This is a genomic window from Microbacterium sp. (genome assembly GCF_031178445.1).
Lineage (GTDB): Bacteria > Actinomycetota > Actinomycetes > Actinomycetales > Microbacteriaceae > Microbacterium.
Genome location: NZ_JAPSIY010000002.1, coordinates 349,029 through 371,005, shown reverse-complemented (window position 1 = coordinate 371,005; position 21,977 = coordinate 349,029). Strand labels below are relative to the sequence as shown.

Annotated in this window: 20 protein-coding genes; 4 read left to right on the top strand and 16 right to left on the bottom strand. The window is 70.0% G+C overall.

Going from position 1 to position 21,977, the window contains the following annotated elements:
- Positions 1 to 13 precede the first annotated feature (13 nt).
- Together RIN43_RS04595 and RIN43_RS04590 are read left to right on the top strand one after the other, a co-directional pair.
- Entirely contained in the window at positions 14 to 2,560 is a 2,547-nt protein-coding gene (locus tag RIN43_RS04595; RefSeq protein ID WP_309127702.1) for a LuxR C-terminal-related transcriptional regulator, read from the top strand.
- Between the two features lie 134 nt (positions 2,561 to 2,694).
- On the top strand, positions 2,695 to 3,531 hold the full coding sequence (locus RIN43_RS04590) for an IniB N-terminal domain-containing protein (RefSeq protein ID WP_309127701.1): 837 nt from the start codon (positions 2,695 to 2,697) through the stop codon (positions 3,529 to 3,531).
- Between the two features lie 475 nt (positions 3,532 to 4,006).
- On the opposite strand, the gene RIN43_RS04585 is transcribed toward RIN43_RS04590, so the two are convergent.
- The 5 genes from RIN43_RS04585 to groES form a co-directional block, all read right to left on the bottom strand.
- Positions 4,007 to 5,638: a dynamin family protein gene (locus tag RIN43_RS04585; RefSeq protein WP_309127700.1), complete on the bottom strand. Its 1,632-nt coding sequence runs from the start codon at positions 5,636 to 5,638 to the stop codon at positions 4,007 to 4,009.
- Positions 5,635 to 7,497 (bottom strand): dynamin family protein, encoded by a 1,863-nt coding sequence (locus tag RIN43_RS04580; RefSeq protein WP_309127699.1) that lies wholly within the window; start codon positions 7,495 to 7,497, stop codon positions 5,635 to 5,637. The genes RIN43_RS04585 and RIN43_RS04580 overlap by 4 nt, the downstream gene beginning before the upstream one ends.
- 39 nt (positions 7,498 to 7,536) lie before the next feature.
- Positions 7,537 to 7,761, bottom strand: a complete 225-nt coding sequence (locus RIN43_RS04575; RefSeq protein ID WP_309127698.1) for a hypothetical protein — start codon at positions 7,759 to 7,761, stop codon at positions 7,537 to 7,539.
- A gap of 102 nt (positions 7,762 to 7,863) precedes the next feature.
- On the bottom strand, positions 7,864 to 9,051 hold the full coding sequence (locus tag RIN43_RS04570) for a hypothetical protein (RefSeq protein ID WP_309127697.1): 1,188 nt from the start codon (positions 9,049 to 9,051) through the stop codon (positions 7,864 to 7,866).
- A gap of 204 nt (positions 9,052 to 9,255) precedes the next feature.
- Entirely contained in the window at positions 9,256 to 9,552 is a 297-nt protein-coding gene (gene groES / locus RIN43_RS04565; RefSeq protein ID WP_067242196.1) for a co-chaperone GroES, read from the bottom strand.
- Positions 9,553 to 9,742: 190 nt separating this feature from the next.
- Between groES and RIN43_RS04560 the strand changes: the two genes are divergently transcribed.
- The gene (locus RIN43_RS04560; RefSeq protein WP_309127696.1) at positions 9,743 to 10,939 is read left to right on the top strand and encodes a class I SAM-dependent methyltransferase; all 1,197 of its coding nucleotides are present in this window, start codon (positions 9,743 to 9,745) and stop codon (positions 10,937 to 10,939) included.
- Here RIN43_RS04560 and RIN43_RS04555 read toward each other — a convergent pair whose 3' ends face one another.
- From RIN43_RS04555 to coaA, 11 genes are all read right to left on the bottom strand, one after another.
- On the bottom strand, positions 10,940 to 12,067 hold the full coding sequence (locus tag RIN43_RS04555; RefSeq protein ID WP_309127695.1) for a hypothetical protein: 1,128 nt from the start codon (positions 12,065 to 12,067) through the stop codon (positions 10,940 to 10,942).
- 37 nt (positions 12,068 to 12,104) lie between these two features.
- Positions 12,105 to 13,232: a hypothetical protein gene (locus RIN43_RS04550; RefSeq protein ID WP_309127694.1), complete on the bottom strand. Its 1,128-nt coding sequence runs from the start codon at positions 13,230 to 13,232 to the stop codon at positions 12,105 to 12,107.
- Entirely contained in the window at positions 13,229 to 13,672 is a 444-nt protein-coding gene (locus tag RIN43_RS04545) for a hypothetical protein (protein ID WP_309127693.1), read from the bottom strand. Before RIN43_RS04545 ends, RIN43_RS04550 begins: the two co-directional genes overlap by 4 nt.
- A complete protein-coding gene (gene tsaD / locus RIN43_RS04540) occupies positions 13,669 to 14,727 on the bottom strand; it encodes a tRNA (adenosine(37)-N6)-threonylcarbamoyltransferase complex transferase subunit TsaD (RefSeq protein WP_309127692.1) in 1,059 nt (352 codons plus the stop codon). The genes RIN43_RS04545 and tsaD overlap by 4 nt, the downstream gene beginning before the upstream one ends.
- Positions 14,724 to 15,293 (bottom strand): ribosomal protein S18-alanine N-acetyltransferase, encoded by a 570-nt coding sequence (gene rimI, locus RIN43_RS04535; protein WP_309127691.1) that lies wholly within the window; start codon positions 15,291 to 15,293, stop codon positions 14,724 to 14,726. Before rimI ends, tsaD begins: the two co-directional genes overlap by 4 nt.
- Positions 15,290 to 15,877, bottom strand: coding sequence for a tRNA (adenosine(37)-N6)-threonylcarbamoyltransferase complex dimerization subunit type 1 TsaB (gene tsaB, locus RIN43_RS04530; RefSeq protein WP_309127690.1), 588 nt, complete (start codon positions 15,875 to 15,877; stop codon positions 15,290 to 15,292). The genes rimI and tsaB overlap by 4 nt, the downstream gene beginning before the upstream one ends.
- A 35-nt stretch (positions 15,878 to 15,912) precedes the next feature.
- A complete protein-coding gene (gene tsaE, locus RIN43_RS04525) occupies positions 15,913 to 16,392 on the bottom strand; it encodes a tRNA (adenosine(37)-N6)-threonylcarbamoyltransferase complex ATPase subunit type 1 TsaE (protein WP_309127689.1) in 480 nt (159 codons plus the stop codon).
- Positions 16,389 to 17,489: an alanine racemase gene (gene alr / locus RIN43_RS04520; RefSeq protein ID WP_309127688.1), complete on the bottom strand. Its 1,101-nt coding sequence runs from the start codon at positions 17,487 to 17,489 to the stop codon at positions 16,389 to 16,391. Before alr ends, tsaE begins: the two co-directional genes overlap by 4 nt.
- A gap of 58 nt (positions 17,490 to 17,547) precedes the next feature.
- Positions 17,548 to 17,913 carry a holo-ACP synthase gene (locus tag RIN43_RS04515; RefSeq protein WP_309127687.1) on the bottom strand — a complete coding sequence of 122 codons (366 nt, stop codon included), beginning with the start codon at positions 17,911 to 17,913 and terminating at the stop codon, positions 17,548 to 17,550.
- A 170-nt stretch (positions 17,914 to 18,083) separates the two neighbouring features.
- Complete coding sequence (gene glmS, locus RIN43_RS04510; RefSeq protein ID WP_309127686.1) at positions 18,084 to 19,928, bottom strand: glutamine--fructose-6-phosphate transaminase (isomerizing); 1,845 nt, start codon at positions 19,926 to 19,928, stop codon at positions 18,084 to 18,086.
- Between the two features lie 77 nt (positions 19,929 to 20,005).
- On the bottom strand, positions 20,006 to 20,947 hold the full coding sequence (gene coaA, locus RIN43_RS04505; RefSeq protein ID WP_309127685.1) for a type I pantothenate kinase: 942 nt from the start codon (positions 20,945 to 20,947) through the stop codon (positions 20,006 to 20,008).
- A 56-nt stretch (positions 20,948 to 21,003) separates the two neighbouring features.
- Between coaA and RIN43_RS04500 the strand changes: the two genes are divergently transcribed.
- Positions 21,004 to 21,969, top strand: a complete 966-nt coding sequence (locus RIN43_RS04500) for a Ppx/GppA family phosphatase (protein WP_309127684.1) — start codon at positions 21,004 to 21,006, stop codon at positions 21,967 to 21,969.
- Positions 21,970 to 21,977: the final 8 nt, after the last annotated feature.

The window sequence follows — 21,977 nt, the reverse complement described above, 5'->3', positions numbered from 1 at the left end:
GCCGATCGACGTCATGACGACCACGACGACAGTTCTCTCGACGTCAGCAGGCGGCCCGATCGCCTGGGAGCGGCAGCTGCAGCCGGTGCTCGAAACCATCGCCGCACCGGTTCCGCGGGCCGTGCTGATCGGCAATGCGGGATCGGGCAAATCCACCGGACTGCGGCATCTGCGCGATGCGCTCGCGCGCCGAGGGCGGGAGACGACCCTGCTGCGCGGACCGGAAGCGGATGTGAGCCGCATCTCGCGGTCGCACGTGCTGATGGTCGACGACCTGCACCTGTGGGATGACGCTCTGCTCGCGCCGCTCCGTGAGCGGGCGGAGGATCCCGACGCCGCTCTCATCGTCGCCAGGCGTCCATGGCCGGCGACGGCCGCGTCGCGCGACATCGTGCGGATGCTGGAAGGTCACAGCCCCGTCGTCGTGCTGGGGCATGTGCTGCGCTCGGACCTGCTCGATCACCTCGGTGACGAGCGTGCGATGTCAGACGGATGCGTCGAGCACGTGCTCGAGATGACCGGCGGCGTGGCCTGGTTGGTCGACGAGACTCTGCGCCGGCACGACGAGCGCGACTGCGCCGGCGGCCGCGGCCATGACGAACTCGATCGATCGCTCGCCGAGGCCATCGCCCACCGGCTCGACACGGTCGACCGCGAACTCCGCGAGCGGATCGAGGAGATCTGTGTCGCACCGGTCGGTGCCGCCCTGCCAGCCGACTCGCCGGACGAATGGCTGAAGCGGGGCCATGCCGAGGGCCTACTGCAGCGCAACGGCCTGCCCGTGCCGCTGGTACGGCGCGCCGTACGAGCGAGCATCCCCGCCCGCCGGCTGCTCGAGGCGAGCCTCCGCTCCGCCGGCGGGCTGCAGGCGCAGGCCGCAGAGGAATCGGCTCTGCTCACCGGGCTGCAGGACGAGCGCATCTCCGTCGCACTCACGACGTTCGCCGACGATCTGCTGCGCAGCGACCCGCTGCGCGCCGCGGACCTGTACCGGCGCGCGATCGACTGCGGCGCCCCCGCCGCCGAGCTCATGCCACGGCGGGCCAGAGCGGCGTGGTCCTCCGGCGACTTCCAGACGGCCGCCGCGCTCGCCGAGGACGCGCTGAGGGAGCATCCGCTCGACGACAGCATCGCGGACGCACGCCGCGACGGGCTGTCGGACATCACCGCCGCGGTGTGGGCGTCCAGGGCGATGATGCAGAGAGCACACGACGTGCATCGCCTGGTCCTCCCGACGGATGCAGCGCGCATCGCAGACGCGACCATCGCCTCATTCGGTGTCGGCTCCGTCGACCCGCCCGACGCCGCCGCCCCCGGCGCCACGCTGCCTTCCGCGCACAGCGTCTCGATGGAGATGCTTCGCGCCGGTCTGCGCGCGTCGATCGCGCCGGACGGCGGGGCATCCGCACTCGCCGACCTCGTGCGTGCGGCGGAGACGTACACGGCCGCGCATGCCGTCGACCCCATCTGTGAACTGCCGGCCGTGATCGCGGCTGTCACAGCGCTGAACCTCGGAGCGCTTCCAACCGCGCGCAGTGTGATCGACGACGCGATCAACGGCGACCACGGCGGCCCGTGGGCGCGTCCGCGATTGCAGCTGTGGCGAGCGTGGATCTCGGTGCAGCAGGCGCGCGCGCACGATGCACGCGAATCGCTTCGACTCGCGTCGGCCGCCCTCCCGCTCTGCGCCCGAGACGATCTGCTCGCGCACGCGGTGCGCGTGGCGCTGGCCCGACGCTACGACGACGCGGTGGGTCTCGAGGCGAGCTGGTCCGACGCCCGCGGCGTCCTGCTGCGGGCCGAGGTCGATCTCTTCCTGCTGCATCCGTTCGCGGAGTTCTTCAGCGCGGCGACCAGGGTCGGCGACGCTGAGTCGGTGCAGCCCCATCTCACCCGCGCGCTCGACATCGTCGAGCGGTTGGGCAGCCCGCCGCTATGGACGTCTCACGTCAGGTGGTCGGCGCTGCAGCAGGGGATCCTGCTGAGCAGTCCGGAACGACTCGCACCGCACGCCAAGGCGCTGGTCGCGGCGTCAGTGCACAGCCAGGTGGCCGCCTGCATGGCGAGAGCCGGCCGGGTGTGGACCGCCGTGCTCGCCGGGACGGTGGACCAGGAGGCGGTCGTTGGTGCCGCGGAGTCGCTGGCGCGGATCGGTCTGCTGTGGGACGCCGCGCGGCTGGCGGGGCACGGCGCGGCGCGCACCACCGATCGCAGGGTCGCTGCCCAGCTGCTCGCATGCGCGCGCGAACTGCACCCGAGTGAGGGCGCCCCACGACCGACGGGCGCGGAATCCGACGACGACGCCTCCGCTGCGGTCGAGACCGCCCCGGAGGAGGTGCTGAGCGATCGCGAGATCGAGGTCGCCCAGCTGGTGCTGAGGGGACGCACCTACGCCGAGATCGGTGACACGATCTTCATCTCTCCGCGCACGGTCGAGCACCACATCGCCCACATCCGGCGCCGTCTGGGGGCGTCCTCGCGCTCCGAGATGCTGGCGCGGCTGCGGCTGCTGCTCGGCGATCACGGCGCGGGGTCGGGGCCGGCGGACGGACCCCCGTAGGAGGTCCGCCCGGTATCGGGGGAATCCCCGATGCCGAGTTGGGAGCGACGCGAATACGATCCAGTTCATGATCCTGCGCGGTGACCCGCCTGGCACTGGGAGCCCGGCGATCATCCGCACTGAAGGGGGCAGTGATGACATCACCAGTCGAGACCATCGCGGACGCGCTCATCGCGTTCATCATGAGTCTTCTGCACGATCCGGACGCGGCGGAGGAGTTCATCGCGCAGCCGCAGGCCACGCTGGCGGACAACGGGCTCAGCGGCGTGTGCATGGCCGACGTCGCACAGGTCAGGCCCGTCATCGTCGATCACCCGACGGTGATCCACCACGAGAACCCGCCCCCGTCCCCGCCGCCGGGTCACAACGACCCCGTGCACGAGATCGTGCGGATGATCCAGCAGTACACGACGGTGGATGCCCGCTCGACGATCCTCGACCAGTCGGTGAACCAGAACATCTGGACCGAGGGCGGAGACGTCACGCAGCTGTTCGACCAGGACGCCGTGGTGGCGTCGGGCGACCATGCGGTCGCCGCAGGCGATGACGCCACGGTCGTGGACTCCGATGTCGACGTGTCCGTCGGCGACATCTCGGCCGGCAACACGACGAACGACCACAGCTTCAACGACACGGGCTCTGGCCCCGACGATGTGGATGTCGACGACGACGCCGCTGACGCTCCGATCGCGTCGGACGACGACGTGAGCGCAGCCGCCGCGGTCGCCGGTGAGGCGACCGCGAACGCCGTGGATACGGCAGCCGATGTCACAGAAGCCGTCGTCGCAGAACCTGCGCCGGTGCCCACTCCCGCACCGGAGCCGGCCGCCGCGCCCGCATCCGTTCCCGAGCCGGCCGATCTGCTCGAGGGGGACATGACCGCGGGCGGAGGCGATTCGTACGACGCGGATGCCGCCAGCGCCGCGGTGAACGACGATGCCCCGGTCGACGCACCGCTCGAGGATGACTGACACCACTGGGTCGGCGAACCCGGCGCCCCAGTCTCTTCCCCTCAGGGACCGGGGTGCCGGGATCGCTCTGCCCGCCGGTGTCGAGCAGCCGCATGAGGCGCCGGCGCGGCCACCGCTGACGAACCCCAACGGCCCGCCCGTGCTGGTGAAGCTCACCCCTCCGTTTTCGGTGCGGATGTGCCAGTTCCTGTGGATCCTCAGCTTCGCGGTCGGTGGATTCACGACCGTGTACTACTTCGTGATCCGCAAGGATCTGCTGCCGCTGATCTCCGACGTGGCGCGCGCGGTCACACCCGGCAGAGCGGAGGAGACGTACGACTCGACGGCGGACATCGTGTTCTGGGTGGTGTTCGCGATCGTCGTGGCGACGCTGCTCGTGCAGATCACGCTGCTCGTGTCGTTCATGAGCCGGAGGCCGCAGATCCGCTGGTGGCAGCTGCTGACCCTCGGAATCCAGGTGATGCTGGTGGTCCTCTCACCGGAGTGGGTCGCGCTGGGCAAGCAGGGAGCGCCACTTCAGCCGCTCCTCGCCGCGCAGGCCGGCCTCGTGCTGCTCGCCCTGCTGTGCAGCATCCTGCCCCGTGCCATCGCCTGGTCGGCCCGCCGGCACGACATCCGTCGCGGGCCTCAGGTCGCGTCCGGCTCCGATCTCTGACACCACCGCAGACAGGCTGCGCACCACCACGGCGCAGACTGCGACGGCATCCCGCGTGAGCAGCGGCGATTCGGCGAGCGCCCGCCAGCGGTCGATGCCCTCCATCGTCCGCTCTGCGATCTGCGAGGGTTCGGCGTCATCGGTCAGGCCGAGCCTGCGCTGCGGCGTGACCCCGTGCGCGCCGACGATCCGCTGCGCCTCCGCGGCGTCCTCAGCGGGCAGCGGGAGCCCGTCCGCGCGGGCGCGGGCGAGCAGCGACAGCTCGCGCAGTGTGTGCGCGGAAGCTTCGAATCGCTCGATGCCGGCCCGGATCGCGTCGATTCCCGAGCGGGGGCGCTGCCGGATGAGGGTGTCGAGCTGCAGCACAACCCCGCGCGCCTTCAGCGTCGCGGCTCGCGGGTGGAAATGCGTCTCGATGAACTCCTGCAGCTCCACGAGTCCGCTCTGCTGGACCATGGCCTCGGAGAGCTCGCTGGAGTTCGTCGCTCCCCCGCGGATGAGGGCCGCAGCGAGGCGCACTCCGAAGATGCCGAACCGCGACAGCAGCGCCTCGCGCACCGCGACGCTGAGTCCGGTCGCCGCGCTCTCTCGCGTGAATCGATCCGCCGAGATCAGCAGCCGCTCGCGTTCCGCGCGCTCCAGGCCCGCGAGCTCACGGAAGGCGATGTACTCGCTCTCGCGCAACGTGCGGGCGCCCTCGGCGAGGAGCCCCGCCACCGGGATCACCTCCAGAGCCAGCGAGGCGAGGTCGCCGTCGCGCTCGTAGCGGCGCGCCACCCTGCGTGCGGACACCAGCGAATCGATGCGCCCCGAGCCGACCTCATCGGAGCGGGAGAGCACGGCGACCGCGCAGACGCTCTCCGCGACGCCTGCCGAGGTGTCACGGAACGCCTCCAGGAACTTGACGTCCGACCCGTGCAGGTGGCGCATCAGGTAGACCACGGCATCCGCCGCCGACGGCGACTGCTCCGGCGTGAGGAACCGTGTGGTCCTGGCCGACGTATCGGTGGACAGCGAAGCGATGCCGGGGGTGTCGATGAGGATCTGCTTCTTCAGCGCGGCAAGCGGCCAGCCGACGTCTATCCATTCGATCTCCTCGGCCGTCCGCCCGCCGAGGTCGAAGACGAGCAACCCGGAGGTGCGCCGGATGGGCATGCGCTCCGATCGTCCGTCCCGCAGATGCATCGTGACGACCGGGGTGGCCGAGTAGCGGTACCACGTCACCACCCGCGTGCACTCCGCGGTGTCGGTGGCCGCCAGTCGCTCGCCGAGCATGCCGTTCAGCAGCGTCGACTTGCCCGCCTTCACCATTCCGGCCAGCGCCAGCCGCAGCGGTTCGTGCAGTCGAACCTCGAGCCGGCCGATCAGCTCCTGCGCCTCGCGGTCATCCGCGTAGACACTGCGCGCCGTGCGAAGCAGCTCCTCGGTGGCGGAGGTGACGGTGACCGTCATGACCGACCCGCCGGTGCAGCTCCCAGCGCACGGGCGGGTGGGGTCTCATCCTGCGGCAGCGCGGGGATGGCCCTGCGCAGCCGTTCGAGCGCCTGCAGCCGGTCCTGCAGATCCACGACGCGCTGGTCTCTCGATGCGGTGAAGTCCGTCGCCGCCTTCTTCGCGGTCAGCAGCGCCTCCGACAGCGAACGGTGCAGCTCATCGGCCATCGACCCGAAATGGTCGCGCGCTGTGCGCTGCACCAGCCGCAGCCGGTCCTTCAGCTGCTTGCCCACCTGGAAGGTGACCTCGTCGATGTAGCGTCGCACGATCACCTTCGCCTCCTGCTGACGCCGTGACAGCCGGTTGCTCATGTCCTCGCGGTAAGCGCGTCGGCCGACCAGGACGCCGGCGATCAGCGAGAGCGGGTTGATGAGCGCCATGCCGATGAGACCGGTGGCGAGGCCGACCATCAGGACGCCGCCATACGAGCCGCGTACTCCGATGTAGATCTTCTCCCCCGCGCTGAGCTGACCGGCGTCGAGCCCTGCGATCTCCTCGACCGGGTCGAGCACCCCGCGGATGTCTGACACGTCGACGGTGGGGATCTCGGCCTCGCCTCGGCTGAACAGCTCCGCGACCTCCTCGGAGAGCCACCGCGAGCGCTCATCGGTCCACACGAATGTCTCGGTGACGGCGGCGGTCACCCGCTGATCGAGCCATTCCCTGATCTGATCCCAGATCGGGCCTGGATCGCCCTCGTCGATCGCCCTCTCTGCCTCCCGCTGCACCTTGCGCAGCCGGTCGCGCACGTCGTGCTCCATATCGGCGACCAGGTCGGCGATGCCGTCGGTGAGGGTCACCTGCCATCGCGCGGAACGACCACGGAACTCATCGGCCTTCGCCTTGGCCTCCTCGAGCTCCGCGATCATGCGCGGGGTGTCGTGCGGGTTCAGCAGCGCGCTCAGCTCCGCCCGGAGCGACATGCCGAGCTGGTCGACCACCGACGTCAGGTCGTGCACCGCGCTGCGCTCATGGATGACTTCGGCGCGCCCCAGCACCTCTCTGCGCAGGTGTGCGACCAGCGCAGGAAAGCCCGACTCGTCGTTCAGCGCGCGATCCTGCAGCTCGGCGGCCAGCAGGCGCAGGTCGCTGGACACCGAGAAGATCGGCACGTCGGCGGTGCCCTCGAGGTGCTCTCTGTCGATCTCCTCGATGCGCCGCCACTGCGGATACAGGTCGATCTTGGCCAGCACGGCCGCGACGTTCGGCGAGATGCGCATGGCATGCCGCAGGAACTGCACCTCGGGCTCCGTGTACTCCTGCGACGCGTCCGAGACCAGCAGCACCGCGTGCGCTGACGACAGCGCGGCCAGCGTCGCCAGTGAGTTCGACGACTCCAGGCCGCCCACGCCCGGCGAGTCGACGAGCCTCAGGCCGCCCTTGAGGATCTCCCGGGGCAGCAGCACCTCGGCCGAGAGGATGCCGCGCTCGTTGCCGGGATTGCCGCGCTCCGACACATAGTCGGCCAGGTCAGCGAGCGGCACCTCACGGCGCTGCGGTTCACCCTCGCCCTCCTGCAGCTCGAACACCCAGGCCGAAGGCTCTTCGGCGTAGCCGACCGAGGTCGGAACGCTCGTGGCGACGTCGTCGTCGACCGGACAGGCCGGTGCGTTCACCAGCGCGTTGATGAGCTTGCTCTTGCCCTGCTTGAACTCCCCCACCACGATCACGCGGATGGATGGGTCCTCCATGCGGCTCTTCGTCTGCGCGAGACGGGATGCGAGATCCGTGCGTCCGGCTGACATGGCGAGATCGCCGACGTCGTGGATGACGTCGACGATTCCGGGTCGGTCGTCGGTGCGATCCTGCTGTGGCACGTGATCCCCTCTCGTGCGTATAACGGACGAACCGGGCGGTCAGACGATGAAGTCGCCGCCCGGCGGCATCCCGGAGTCGTCCGTGTCGGACGACTCGTCCCCCCAGATCAGCGCACTGTCGATGTCCCAGTCGGACTCGTCGATGCCGGCGATCTCCTGACTGAAGACACTGCCTGAGAACGGGTCGCTGACGGCTTCGTCCTCCCACGCCGAAAGGCCGCTCCGGTCGAGCGGCTCCGGCCGGTCCTCTGTGTCATCGGGCATGTCACACGCTCCGCGTCTGATGTCTCAGGAGTGTAGTGGTGCGCCCGGCCGCCCACCAGGGGTGGACGACCGGGCGATCCTTTCGAGTTCGTCTGCGCCTTGTCAGAAGTCGAACTCGTTCGCGTCCCCGAAGGGGCTGCCGACGTTGGAGTTGTCCACGTCGACGTCGACATCCGGGTTGGACGAGTTGTCCTGGAAGGAGTCGTTCACCGACCAGTTGTCGGAGTTGTCCGTCATCGAGTTGTCCTGGAACGAGTCCTTCACCGACCAGTTGTCGGAGAAGTCGTCGTTGAACGAGTCGGTGTTCCAGGTGTTGCCGATGGAGACGTCGCCGACGGTGATGTCGGTGTCGATGTTGCGGATGTCCACGTCATCGCCGGCCGCCACCGAGTGGTCTCCGGATGCGATGTTGCTGCTCTGACCGAAGTACTGGCTGACGTTACCGCCGGTCGCCGAACCGCCCACGGCGCCCGCGTCTCCGCCGGTGCCCGCGGCAGCATCTCCGCCCTGTGCGGCCGAGGCGCCGTCGCCGGCCGCGCCCGATGCGCCGCCTGCCCCGCCCGCACCGGCGGTACCCGCCCCGCCGGCGCCACCGGCACCGAGGCCGCCCAGCCCGCCGGCGCCGCCGGTTCCGGACCCGCCGCTGCCGCCAGCGCCACCGGCACCGGTATCGCCTCCGGCTGCGCCGGAGAACGCAGGGCCTCCCCAGCCGCCGTCGGCGTCGCCGCCGACCGCGATCGCGGCTCCGCCGCTGCCCGACGATGTGGAGATGTTCTGGTTCACCGACTGGTCGTTGACCGTCGAACGGGCGTCGACATCGATGTCGAGGTCGGCCCCGCCGCCCATGCCGTACATCTTGGCCATGCCGGCCATGTCGCCGCCGTCGAGACCGATGTTGAGCTCGTTGATGCCGGCGTCGTACTGGCGGATGCCGGTGTTGACCGAGTGGTCGTACAGCGTCTGATTGCCCGAGTCGTGCACCGAGTTGTCCTGGAACGAGTCGTTGATGGAGTCGTCCTCGTTGAACGAGTCGTCGACGTCGGTGTCGTTGTGCGACATGTTGTCCGAGTTGTCGGTGTTCTCGGAGTTGTCGTTGAACGAGTCGTTGGCGACGAAGCTGTCTTCGATGTCGGTGTTGCCGACCTCGACCTCGTTGTCCTCGACGTTGGTGTTGCCGACGTTGTTGTCCTCGACGTTGGTGTTCGTGCTCTCGTCGTGCGTGTTTCCGACGTTGGCCAGGCCCAGATTCCACTGGGCGCCCAGAACGTTGGTGTTGTCTTCCAAAGCCATGATCGATCCCCTGTTCGTGTGAGTGCCGTGCGGCGCTTGATACGAGTGTGGAACTCATCGGCTGCAGCGGCATCGGGGGTGATCCCGATCCCTCACGGGCGCGGACGGGGATTCCGGCCCGGTGATGCGGGAGACGATAGGGGGAACGACGAAGGGCCCGGATGCCGAAGCATCCGGGCCCTTCGAGAACCTGGCGTCAGTGCGTCAGCGGACGACGACCGCGAGGACGTCGCGAGCCGACAGCACGAGGTACTCGTCGGCGCCGAACTTCACCTCGGTGCCGCCGTACTTGCTGTAGAGCACGCGGTCGCCGACGGCGACGTCGAGCGGAACGCGGTTGCCGTTGTCGTCGATGCGGCCAGGGCCCACGGCCACGACCTCGCCCTCCTGGGGCTTCTCCTTAGCGGTGTCCGGGATGACCAGACCGCTGGCGGTGGTCTGCTCGGCCTCGACCTGCTGGATGACGATGCGGTCCTCGAGCGGCTTGATGGAAACCGACACGGTGTACCTCTTCTTTCTTGACTGAGATCAGAAGACTGGTTAGCACTCTCATGGTGAGGGTGCTAACTCCAGTCTATGACGAGCGTTGGCACTCACGCAATGCGAGTGCCAACGACTGCAGCTCCCCAGGGTAGTCGCACGGCGCCGCCGGCGGTGCGGGGCGGGATGCTGCGCCGCATAGGCTGGGGCGATGGAGATGTCCGAGCTCGCCGCACTGCTCACCCGTGAGGGGCTGGCTCTGCTGGAGGACACGGGCGCTCTCGAATCGAGGGACGACGTCGCCCGCGCTGTGTCCCGGCTGCGCGCGGACGGGCATTCATCTGAACTGGTGTCGGCCGTCGTCGGGCAGGCGAGCCTGCGAGCGCGGGCTGCGGTGAAGTTCGGCGAGTTCGCACAGCGGATGCTGTTCACCCGCGCCGGTCTCGAGCAGGCCACCCGGCTGAAGGTCGCTGCTCAGCATGCCGTGCGTCTGCGTCGCGCAGGCATGGCCGCCGTCTCGGATCTGGGCTGCGGCATCGGTGGGGACAGCCTCGCCTTCGCCGGAGCGGGAATCGAGGTCGACGCGGTCGACGCCGACGAGGTGACCGCCGCCGTCGCCGCCTACAACCTGGCGCCGTTCGGCGAGGTCGCATCCGTGCGGCAGGGTCTGGCCGAGGATTGCCTCCCGGAGCCGCCCCGCGCTTCGCACGCGGTGTGGCTCGATCCCGCGCGACGAACGGCGGGGCACAGCGAGACGCGCCGCACCGCGGCATCCGACTGGTCGCCGCCCCTGGACTGGTGCTTTGAGGTCGCCGGGCAGCGGCCCACAGGGATCAAGCTCGGCCCCGGGCTCGATCGCGACCTGATCCCCGGCGACGTCGAGGCGCAATGGGTCAGCGCAGACGGCGACGTCGTCGAGCTCGTGCTGTGGAGCGGCGCGTTGGCGCGCGAGGGGGTGCGCCGTGCCGCGCTCGTGATGCGCGACGACGTCCGCCACGAGATCACCGCACCGGCGGATGCCGAGGATGCTCCGGTGCGCGAGCTCGGCGCCTTCCTGCACGAGCCGGACGGCGCGGTCATCCGCGCCAGGCTCATCGGCGAGGCGGCGCGGATGCTCGACGCGGGGATGCTCGACGAGCAGATCGCCTACCTCACGGGTGACGCCGCGGTAACCAGCCCGTTCGTGCAGTCGTTCCGGGTGCGTGAGACCATGCCGGCGCACGTGAAGACGATCAACGCCGCGCTGCGCGCGAACGACATCGGCCGTCTGGAGATCAAGAAGCGGGGCATGGACATCGACCCGGCCGCCTTCCGCAAGAAGCTCAACCTGCGCGGATCGCAGGCCGCGACACTCGTCCTCACCCGCTCCGCGGCAGGCCGGGTGGCGATCCTCGCCGACCGCGTGTGATCAGCGGATCTCTCCGGTCGTGTCGTCGATCGACCCGCAGTAGCCCGAGTCGATGTCACAGGTGATCGACGGCGACTCGCGGATGACGGTGAGCAGCGGGCCGCGCCGCGGGTGCCACTTCAGGCTGTATGTGGCCTCGGGCAGACTCAGCGTCACAGGGTCGTCCAGGCCCGCCTGACCGCAGCCTCGCGCGATGTCATCCGTGACCGGGTCGACGACGAGCAGGCAGACGTCGCCGTCGGCGGTCAGCCAGACCGGGGTCTCGTCGTCGTACCCGACGATCTGGAGCTGATCGACGTCGAGGCCGGCGTCGACGAGCACCTCGGCCAGCTCGACCTCCTCCGGGGTGAACCGGTCGCGCCAGCTGCCTTGAGCGGCGTGACGGCGGATCACAGTGAACGACTCACCGGTGACCCCCTCCTGGATCGACGCGACGATGAACATCGGCTCGCCGTCGACCGACACCTGCAGCTGAGCGGAGACGCCGCCGCCCCAGCTCTCGAGCTGCCCCTGCGTGAAGCAGTCGCCGGACGACTTGTCGCCGTAGCTCAGCACGATGCACTGGCTGGCGCCTTCCTCACGAGTCGCCGACCAGACGGCCGCGCCGTGCTTCGCGCCGGCGAACCGCACTGAACCGGGATCGTAGTCGCCGGAGGTCTCGATCTGCGTGAACTGCTCGCGCTGCTCGGCTGTCATCGCCACCGCGGAGCCGGCGGTGCGGCCCGGCAGCAGCATGCCGCCGGCGAAACCCAGGACGACGGCGGCGAGCAGCGCGAGCATCAGCAGCATCCGGCGGCGGGGTGCGACGGTCTCGACGCCGGTGTCCGCGTGGTCTTCGGCTGCCCGGCTGCCGGCGACTCGAGTGCCGGCTGCCTCCTCGGGCGCCGACACCTGCCCGATCGAAGGAGGTTCCGCATCGGGGCCCGAAGGGCGCGGCTCGGCCTGCCGCTCGGCGCGAGCCGGCGGCGCACTTCGGACCCCGTGGTCGTCCCCCGGGGGGAGATCGCCCCGACTGCGGAGGTCGAGATCGCGCAGTTCGGCCGTCTCCGCCGCATTCAGCGCATCACCGCGGGAGAAGGCGCGGCGCTGCAGCTCGCGCCGCCGTGCGGCATCCGCTTCATCCAGCATCCGTCACTCCCTCGTGAACCGCACTCCGTCGCGCCCGTCACTGCAAGGCTGTCGTGCCGCCCTCGGCGTGACGCACGATCGTCAGATCGTATCCGCGGGTCGAGGAGGCGTGCACACTGTAGGTGGCGCCAGGCACCTCGAGTTCGAGCGTCGGCTCGGAGTCGTACATCAGCGTGCCGCACTGCTCAGCGATCCCTCCCTCCGCCCGCTCGACGAGCAGGCAGGTGCGCTCGCTCTCGTACAGCCAGACCGGCACCTCTCCGTCGTAGCCGATGATCTGCAGGAACTCTCCGTCGAAGCCGGCGGCCACGAGCATCTCGGCGGTCGTGAGCTCCGCTTCGTCGTACTGCGATCGCCAGTCCCACGTCTCCGAGGTGCTCTGCCGTTGCACGACCACCCTTCGTTCGCCGCTGACGTCTTCGACGAAGGTCGCCCAGAGCATGTAGGCGTCGTCGCCGTCTCGGTACTCCAGGCCGGTCTGCGGTCCGTAGTAGTAGGCACTGTCGGCCTGTTCGGGCAGCACGCACCCGGTCTTCTCGTCGTCGCCACGCGTGAGGATGAGGCAGTCCGTGGTCGAGCCGTTCTTGGTCGCCTCCCACACGCTCACGCCGTACTTGTCGCCGACCAGCTGCACCGAGCCGGGATCGTAGGTGCCCGACGCCTCGATCCGGGTCCACACCTCCTGCTGCTTTTCGCTCATCGCCGGAGCGCCATCGCCGCGCGCGAACGCCAGCCACCCGCCACCGAAGCCGAGCAGCACCGCCAGGCCCGCCACGACCGGCAGCAGCCAGCGGCGACGTGCGCCTCGCCCGCTGACCTCGCTCGACGAGGGCTGCGAAGGAGCCGCTGCCACACCGTCTGCATCGGCGGTCGGCGTCGGATCCCCCGCGCCGTGCGCCGCGTCGGCGTCGTTGACGTCGACGCTGCGCTGCTGATCGGCTGCGTCGCCATCCGGCGCGTGCCCTGGCACCGGTGAGATGACGGGCCGATCCGCCGGCTCAGGGGACGGCGCGGCGGCCACGAGCTCCGGCGGTGTCGACGTGCCACGGGCATCCAGCTCGCGCAGCTCCTGCGCCTCGGCCGGGGTGAGAGCGCCGCCCGGCGCGAAGGCACGCCGTTGCAGCTCACGTCGTCGTGCGGCATCCGCGGCGTCAAGCATGTTCACCCCATGATCTCGAACTGCATCGCGGCCCAGATCAGCCAGCCCGCGCTGAACAGGGTGGCGGCGAGCCCCAGTACCAGCGCCCAGATGGCCATGGCTCGGCTCTCGACTGGACGTCGCAACGACATGATCGCCGCGATCACCGCCACGATGGCGACCGGGATGCCCCAGCCGACGAACATCGAGGTCGCCAGCGCGACGATCGCGGCGAACAGCGCCCATGGAGCGAGCCTGGCGTCGTCGACGGGCTCAGCGGTCGAGGCGGGCTCCCACACGCTGTCGGCGAACGCCTCGGCGTCGGCATCCGGTCCGATCGTCACCGGCTCCACGCTCACAGGCCCGGTCGGGAACCTGCCGTACCCCTTCGGCGCGCCGGGCATCGGAGGCGGCCCCTGAGGTCGCTCGACCTCGGGGGTGGGGCCCTCGATGCGCGGATCGGTCATGCCGGGCTCACCTGTATCTCGGTAACGGGCAGCGTCGAATCAGCGCCGAACGCCAGCGTCGACGGCTCGCGGCCGCTCGCGATGAGCTCCGCAGCGAGGCCCGCGATCATCGCCCCGTTGTCGGTGCACAGCGCCAACGGAGGGATGCGCACCGTCACCCCTGCGGCGGCCGCGCGCTCGATCGTCACCTCGCGCAGCCGGCGGTTGGCGATCACACCTCCGCCGAGCAGCAGGCGGGGCACACCGCGGTCGGCGCACGCCGCGAGCGCCTTGGTGACCAGCACGTCGACGACGGCCTCACGGAAGCTCGCGGCCACATCGGCCACCGGGATCTCCTCGCCGTTCGCCTCGGCTCTCTCGAGCCAGCGGGCGACCGCCGTCTTCAGACCCGAGAATGAGAAATCGTAACGGTGCTTCTCCATGTCGGACGCCCTCGACAGTCCGCGCGGGAACCGGATCGCCTTCGGATCTCCGTCCACCGCGGCCCTGTCGATCTGCGGTCCGCCCGGATACGGCAGGCCGAGGATGCGGGCGACCTTGTCGAACGCCTCACCCGCCGCGTCATCGACCGTCTCGCCGAGCAGCTCCACGTCGGTGGTGAGATCGCGCACATGCAGCAGCGAGGTATGCCCGCCGCTGACCAGCAGCGCGATCGTCGGCAGCTCGAGCGGTTCCGCATCCGCGTCGAGGATGTCTGCCGCGATATGCCCCACCAGGTGGTTCACCGCGTACAACGGCTTGCCCAGCGAGACCGCCAGGCCTTTCGCTGCACCGATCCCCACCATGAGCGCGCCGGCGAGCCCTGGACCGCTGGTCACCGCGACGGCATCGAGCTCGTCGAGTGTCACCTGCGCCTCTGCGAGCGCCCGCTCGATCGACGGCTGCAGCGCCTCGAGGTGTGCGCGCGCCGCGACTTCGGGAACGACCCCGCCGTAGCGCGCGTGCTCGTCCATGCTCGAGGCGATCGTGTTCGACAGCAGTGTGCGGCCGCGCACGATGCCGATGCCGGTCTCGTCGCAGCTCGTCTCGATGCCGAGCACCAGGGGTCCGGTCATGCGCTCGCCTCCCGGTCGCTCGATTCGACGGAGATCGCACGTTCTGCCGGATCGATCTGCGGATCCTCTCCTGCATTCCGCGCGTTCTCCGGCGAGTCGTGCGAGGTCTCGGCACTCCACGCCCGCAGGTCGAGACGCATCACGACGGCATCGACGTCGTCGGGCTGGTAGTAGCGCGGGCGGCGGCCCAACTCAGCGAAGCCCTCCGAGACGTACAGCCCCTCGGCCACGGGATTGTCGGCCCGCACCTCCAGGAACAGCTCCTTCGCGCCGCGGGCGACGGCTTCGGAGATGAGGGCTCGAAGCAGCATCCGTCCTCTGCCCCGGCCACGGAACGCCTCGTCCAGCGCGATGGTCTGGATGTCGGCATCCGCACCGCCCTGCAGCGCACGCAGCCCGCCGTAGCCGACGATCCGGCCATCCACCTCGTCGACGAGGTACAGATTGTGGGCGCTGGTGACCTCGGTGCCCATGGTCTCGTCGCTCCAGGCATCGGTCGGAAAGCTCCGACGCTCGAGATCCATGATCGCGGGCAGGTCGTCGACAGTGGCGGTGCGCAGGGTCATGCGCTCACCCGCTTCGGCGCGCCCGGCTGCACGACGTCCGGCGAGCGCAGGTAGAGGGGCTCGGCGTCGGCCAGCACACGGCCCGCGGCGATCGCGCGCGCCCCCACCCGGGCGAGGGTCACGGCCGACAGCTCCGTCGCCTCGATCACCGGATCGGCGAGGTCGGTACCCTGCCTCTCGAGGCGCGTGGGTGCGACCAGGTTCGGGATGCCGCCGGCGTCCAGCCCGTCGAAGACGCTCACCGCGATCTCGCGTCGACGTGCGTCGGTGACCACTGCGACCCGCCCCGCGTCAGCATGATCGAGGGCGACGGCGAAGTGGCTCGGCACCGGCACCACGGGGATGCCGCGCCCCAGGGCGAACGCCCGCGCGGCGGCGATTCCGATCCGGAGCCCGGTGAACGGCCCTGGTCCAATACCCGCGACGACATGGCTGATGCCCGGCGTGGCGACGCGGGAGAGCAGATCGCCGATCACCTCGGCATGGCCGAGCGGGTCGGGAGTCGACGCCTCGCCGATTGTCCGTCCGTCGGCGTCGATGACGGCGACGGCCGTTCCCAGTGAGGTGTCGACGGCGAGAATCACGCTTCCAGATTAGTCTCCGAGCGTGCGCGTCGGACTCAGCCGCCGGCGCGCGCGATGGTCACGAACCGCGGGGCGTCGGCATCGAGATCCTCGTCGGCCACGTCTGCCCCGCCCACCGGGCGTTCCAGCTCGATGTCCCACCAGCTGTCGGCCACGGCATCCGCCATCGGCCTGCCCCACTCGATCACGACGACCGAGCGGGCGAAGTCGATGTCGAGGTCGTCGAGCTCGGCCGCCGAGCCGAGCCGGTACGCGTCGACGTGCACCAGCGGCGCGCCGCCCACGAGCGACGGGTGGGTACGCGCGATCACGAACGTCGGGCTCTGCACCGGTCCCCGCACGCCGAGACCCTCGGCGAGTCCGCGCGTGAACGTCGTCTTGCCGGCCCCGAGCGGACCGGTGAGCACGAGCAGATCGCCCGCTCCGAGCCGCTCGCCGATGCGATGGCCGAGCTGCTCCATAGCGTCCGCCGTGGCGATCTCGTGCCGCCCCGCCAGATCGTCGAGCAGGTTCATGACACCGTCCGTCGCGGTACGCGCGCCCCGATGCGGGTGACGATCTCGTAGTTGATGGTGCCTGCGGCATCCGCCCAGTCCGTCGCGGACGGCTGGCCCAGCGTCGGGTCGCCGAACACGATCACCTCGTCGCCGACCGCGACCGGCTCATCCCCCACCTCGACGACGAACTGGTCCATCGCGATGCGGCCGCACACCCGGTGCGGACGACCGTTGATCAGCACCGGTCCGCGGCCCGAGGCCTGCCGCGGGATGCCGTCGGCATAGCCGAGCGGCACCAGTGCGAGCGTGGTCTCGCGATCGGTGCGGTGCACGTAGTCGTACGAGACGCCCGTTCCCGCAGGAACGCGGCGGACGGCCGCGACGGCGGCGCGAAGCGTCATGGCGGGGCGCAGACCGAGGTCGGCCGAGGTGCGGTCGGCGAACGGCGAGAGGCCGTACAGGCCGATGCCGATGCGCACCGCATCCAGTCGCGCCTCGGGAAGTGAGATGGCACCGGCCGTGGCGGCGAGGTGACGCAGGTCGGGATGGACGGCGTGCGCCTCCGCCTGCTCCAGGATCTGCTCGTAGCGCCTCAGCTGCGCCCTGTCGTCTTCGGCGCTCGCGCCGGAGAGGTGGCTGAAGATCCCGGCGATGCGGATGCGGCCGATGCGCTCGAGCCGCGCCGCCTCGGCGAGCAAGCGGTCGAGGTCCTCGGCGGCGATGCCGTTGCGGGAGAGGCCGGTGTCGACCTTGAGGTGCACGGATGCCGGTGCCGGCGACGCCTCGGATGCCGCGACGAGCTGCTGCATCGATGACACGCCGATCTCGATGCCGGCCTCGACGGCGTCGTCGAAGCGGCGACCGGGTTCGTGCAGCCAGGCCATGAGCGGGGCGGTGATGCCGGCGCGGCGCAGCGCGAAGGATTCCTCCAGTGTCGCGGTGCCGAGCCGGCTCGCGCCGCCCGCCAGCGCCGCGATGGCGACCTCGGCCGCGCCGTGCCCGTAGCCGTTGGCCTTCACCACCGCGATCACGTCTGTGCCGGTGAGCCGGCGCAGGTGCTGCACGTTGTCGGAGATCGCGCCGAGATCGATCGTCGCCTCGCGGAACGGGTTCATGCCGCATCCTCCCCCGCCAGCCGCCGGGAAGTGGGGGTGTCGGCGCAGAAGGAGGCGGTCACGAGCGGTAGTCCTCCCGTTCGGCGATGACGTACGCGGCGGCCAGACCGGCGTCGTGCGTCAGAGACAGGTGCAGGCCCGTGATGCCGCGATCGGCGACGACCTGCGCAGTCGACCCGCTCAGCACGAAGTGCGGCCGCCCCGAGGCCTCTGAGGCGATCTCGATCTCGGTCCAGTAGACCCCGTCGCTGCCGCCGAGCGCCTTGATGAGCGCCTCCTTGGCCGCGTAGCGCGCGGCGAGGGATCGCAGCCGCAGGTTCTGCTCGGCGGGCGTGAACAGCCGTTCGAGCAGCCGAGGCGTGCGGGTCACCGACCGCTCGAACCGCGCGACGTCCACGAGGTCGATGCCGGTTCCGATGATCACCCGACAAGACTACTCGCGCAGCATCCGGTGCTCTCCCCGGGGCCGCGACCCCGGGGCGCCCGGCGACTCGGGGCGCCCGCGACTTCGATGCACTGCGCCCGGACCGAAATGGGGGCCGACACGCCAGAGGTCGTGTCGTCCCAGGGTCGTTCGGGTGGCTCGAAGTCAGTTCACTCGACGGTGACGGACTTCGCGAGGTTGCGCGGCTGATCGACGTCCAGTCCCTTCGCGGTGGCGAGCGCCATGGCGAAGATCTGCAGCGGCACGACGGCCAGCACGGGCTCGAACAGAGCACCGGCGAGCGGGATGCGGATGACCTCGTCGGCGTACGGCAGCACCGCGGCGTCGCCCTCTTCAGCCACGACGATGACCCGGGCGCCGCGAGCGCGGATCTCCTGGATGTTCGACACCACCTTGGAGTGGATCAGGGCCGAGTGCCGGGGGGACGGCACCAGCACGAACACCGGCTGCCCCGGCTCGATCAGCGCGATCGGGCCGTGCTTGAGCTCGCCGGCGGCGAAGCCCTCGGCGTGGATGTACGAGATCTCCTTGAGCTTGAGCGCGCCCTCGAGCGCGATCGGATAGCCGACGTGGCGGCCCAGGAACAGCACCGAGCGGGTATCGGCCATCCAGCCGGCCAGCTGGGCCACGTGGTCGTTCTCCTCGGCGAGCACCTGAGCGACCTTCTCTGGCAGCGCCTGCAGCTCGGCGACGTCGGCGGCCGCGTCGGATGCGGTGCCGCGCACACGCCCCATGTGCAGACCGAGCAGCAGAAGCGCGGTGATCTGCGCCGAGAAGGCCTTGGTCGAAGCCACGGCGACCTCGGGTCCGGCGTGCGTGTAGACCACGGCATCCGACTCGCGCGGAATGGTCGCGCCCTGCGTGTTGCAGATCGACAGGGTGCGCGCACCACGCTCACGGGCGTACTTGACCGCCATGAGGGTGTCCATGGTCTCACCCGACTGGCTGATCGAGACGACCAGGGTGTCATCGCCGATCACCGGGTCGCGGTAGCGGAACTCGTGCGCGAGTTCCACGTCGACCGGAACGCGGGCCCACTGCTCGACGGCGTACTTGCCGACCAGCGCTGCGTACGACGCGGTGCCGCAGGCGGTGATGATGACGCGGTTGATGCCGATGAGGAGATCGTCGAGACCGTCGAGCTCGGGGATCACGACCTGGCCGTCCTGGATGCGGCCGCGGATCGTGTTCGCGACGGCCTCGGGCTGCTCGGCGACCTCCTTGGCCATGAACGACGACCAGCCGCCCTTCTCGGCGGCGGCGGCGTCCCACGAGACGTCGAAAGGCTGCGCTTCGACGACGACGCCGTCGAAGTCGGTCACCGTCACCTCTGACGGAGTGATCGCGACGATCTGGTCCTGTCCGATCGCGAGCGCCTTGCGGGTGTGCTCGACGAAGGCGGCGACGTCGGAGCCGAGGAAGTTCTCGCCGTCGCCGAGGCCGATGACCAGCGGCGAGTTGCGGCGGGCGCCGACGACCAGTCCCGGCTGGTCCTGGTGCATGGCCAGCAGGGTGAACGCGCCTTCCAGGCGGTTCACGACGTTGCGGAACGCCTGCTGCAGGTCGCCCGACTTGGCGTACTCGCGGCCGAGCAGGGCGGCGGCGACCTCGGTGTCGGTCTCGCTGCGGAAGCTCACGCCCTCAGCGGCGAGCTCGTCGCGCAGCGCGGCGAAGTTCTCGATGATGCCGTTGTGGATCACGGCGAGCTTGTCGTCATCGGCGAGGTGCGGGTGCGCGTTTACGTCGGTCGGACCACCGTGGGTCGCCCAGCGGGTGTGCCCGATGCCGGTGGTGCCGTCTGCAAGAGCGGCATCCGTCAGCGAGTCGCGCAGCATGGCGAGCTTGCCCGCCTTCTTGCGCATGCCGAGTGAGCCGTTCTCATCGATGACGGCGATGCCTGCCGAGTCGTAGCCGCGGTACTCGAGGCGGGCGAGGCCCGCGAGAAGGATGTCCTGGCTGGGCCGCGGGCCCACGTATCCGACGATTCCACACATGCGTTCAAGGATAAGCGGCGCATTTTGCGAGGACGCCGCACGAATTATGAGCAGGATGCTGGATGCCGCAGTGCCCCTCACACCTTGCGCAGCAGCACGCTCTCGACCGCGTGCTCGGCTCCCTTGCGCAGAACGAGCGTCGCGCGGTGCTTCGTCGGCAGCACGTTCTCGAGCAGGTTCGGCATGTTGATGTCGTTCCAATACCCGAGCGCCGTTGTCTCGGCCTCTTCGTCGGTGAGGTGCGCGAAGACGTTGAAGTACGAAGAAGGGTTGCTGAACGCGCCCTTGCGCAGTGCGAGGAAGCGGTCGATGTACCAGCGGGTGATGTGCTCGACATCGGCGTCGACGTAGATGGAGAAGTCGAAGAGGTCGCTCACCGCGACGTCGTTCGGCACGGGCGGGGGCTGCAGCACGTTCAGGCCCTCGACGATGACGACATCGGGCCTGCGCACCACGACCGTGGCGTCGGGCACGATGTCGTAGCGCATGTGCGAGTAGAACGGTGCGCGCACCTCGGCCGCGCCGCTCTTGACCTCGGTGAGGAACTCGAGCAGGGCACGGCGATCGTACGACTCGGGGAACCCCTTGCGATCCATCAGTCCGCGCCGCTCGAGTTCGGCGTTGGGGTAGAGGAATCCGTCCGTGGTGACGAGCTCGACTCTGGGCGTGCCGGGCCATCGGCTCATCAGCTCGCGAAGCAGCCGGGCGATGGTCGACTTGCCCACGGCGACGGATCCGGCGACGCCGACGACGAACGGCGTCGTGGTGTCGTCCTCCTGAAGGAACTCGCTGGTCGCCGCGCCGAGGCGCTTGGCCGACGACGCGTACAGGCTGAGCAGCCGGCTCAGGGGCAGGTACACCTCGCGGACCTCGGCGATGTCCAGCCTGTCGCCGATGCCGCGCACCTCCACGATCTCGGTCTCGCTGAGCGGCTGGTCGAGTCCGGCCGCGAGTCGCGCCCAGTCCGCACGGTCGATCGCGCGGTAGGGAGACAGCGGCAGGTTCGGGGCGGCGCTCACGGTCTACATGGTATCGGCCGTGTCGCGAACGCCCGGCGCGCGGGTAGTCTCATCCCGTGCGCCTCGGAGTCCTCGACATCGGATCCAACACCGTGCACATGCTCGCGGCCGACCTCCGTCCCGGTGGCCGGCCCCTGGCGACGACCAGCGACCGTACGGTGCTGCGGCTGATGCGCTACCTCACGCCGGAGGGGGCGATCAGCTCCGAGGGGCTGCAGGCACTCGCCGACGCCGTCGATCGCGCGAAGCGGGTGGCGGATGCCGAGAACCTGCACACCCTGCTCGCCACCGCCACCAGTGCCGTGCGGGAGGCGGCGAACGGCGACGAGGCGATCACGCGGATAGAGGAGCGACTCGGGCAGCCGCTGCAGGTGCTCACCGGCGAGATGGAGGCGGAGCTGACGTTCCTCGCCGTGCGCCGCTGGTTCGGCTGGTCGGCCGGTCGCCTGCTGCTGCTGGATATCGGCGGCGGGTCCTTCGAGTTCGCCGCGGGCGCCGATGAGCTGCCCGAGGTCGCGGCATCCGCTCCTCTGGGCGCAGGCCGCATGACGGTCGATTTCCTGCGGCACGACCCGCCCGGTGACGAGCGTGTCGCGCTGCTGCGAGCTCACGCCGAGGCCGCGCTCGCTCCGATCGCCGAGCGCTTCGGAACCCTCCCCTCACCCGATCATGTGGTGGGCACGTCGAAGGCGATCCGTTCTCTCGCCCGGCTGGTCGGGTACCCGGCACCGGGATGGTCGGGCACCGAGCGGATGCTGCTGCCCCGTGAGGCCCTCGGCTCGTGGATCCCTCGTCTCGCGCGCATTCCGGCATCCGCCCGGCAGGAGCTGCCCGGCATCACCGCCGACCGAACGTTCCAGATCGTCGCCGCCGCGGTGTGCCTGCACACCGCCATGCGGATGCTCGACGTGCCCGAGCTGGAGGTGTGCCCGTGGGCGCTGCGAGAGGGTGTGCTGCTGCGCTACATCGAGCAGTCCGGCGCGCAAGGGGATGACCGGGAGTTCTCAGACATCCCCCGCTAACCTCGGTA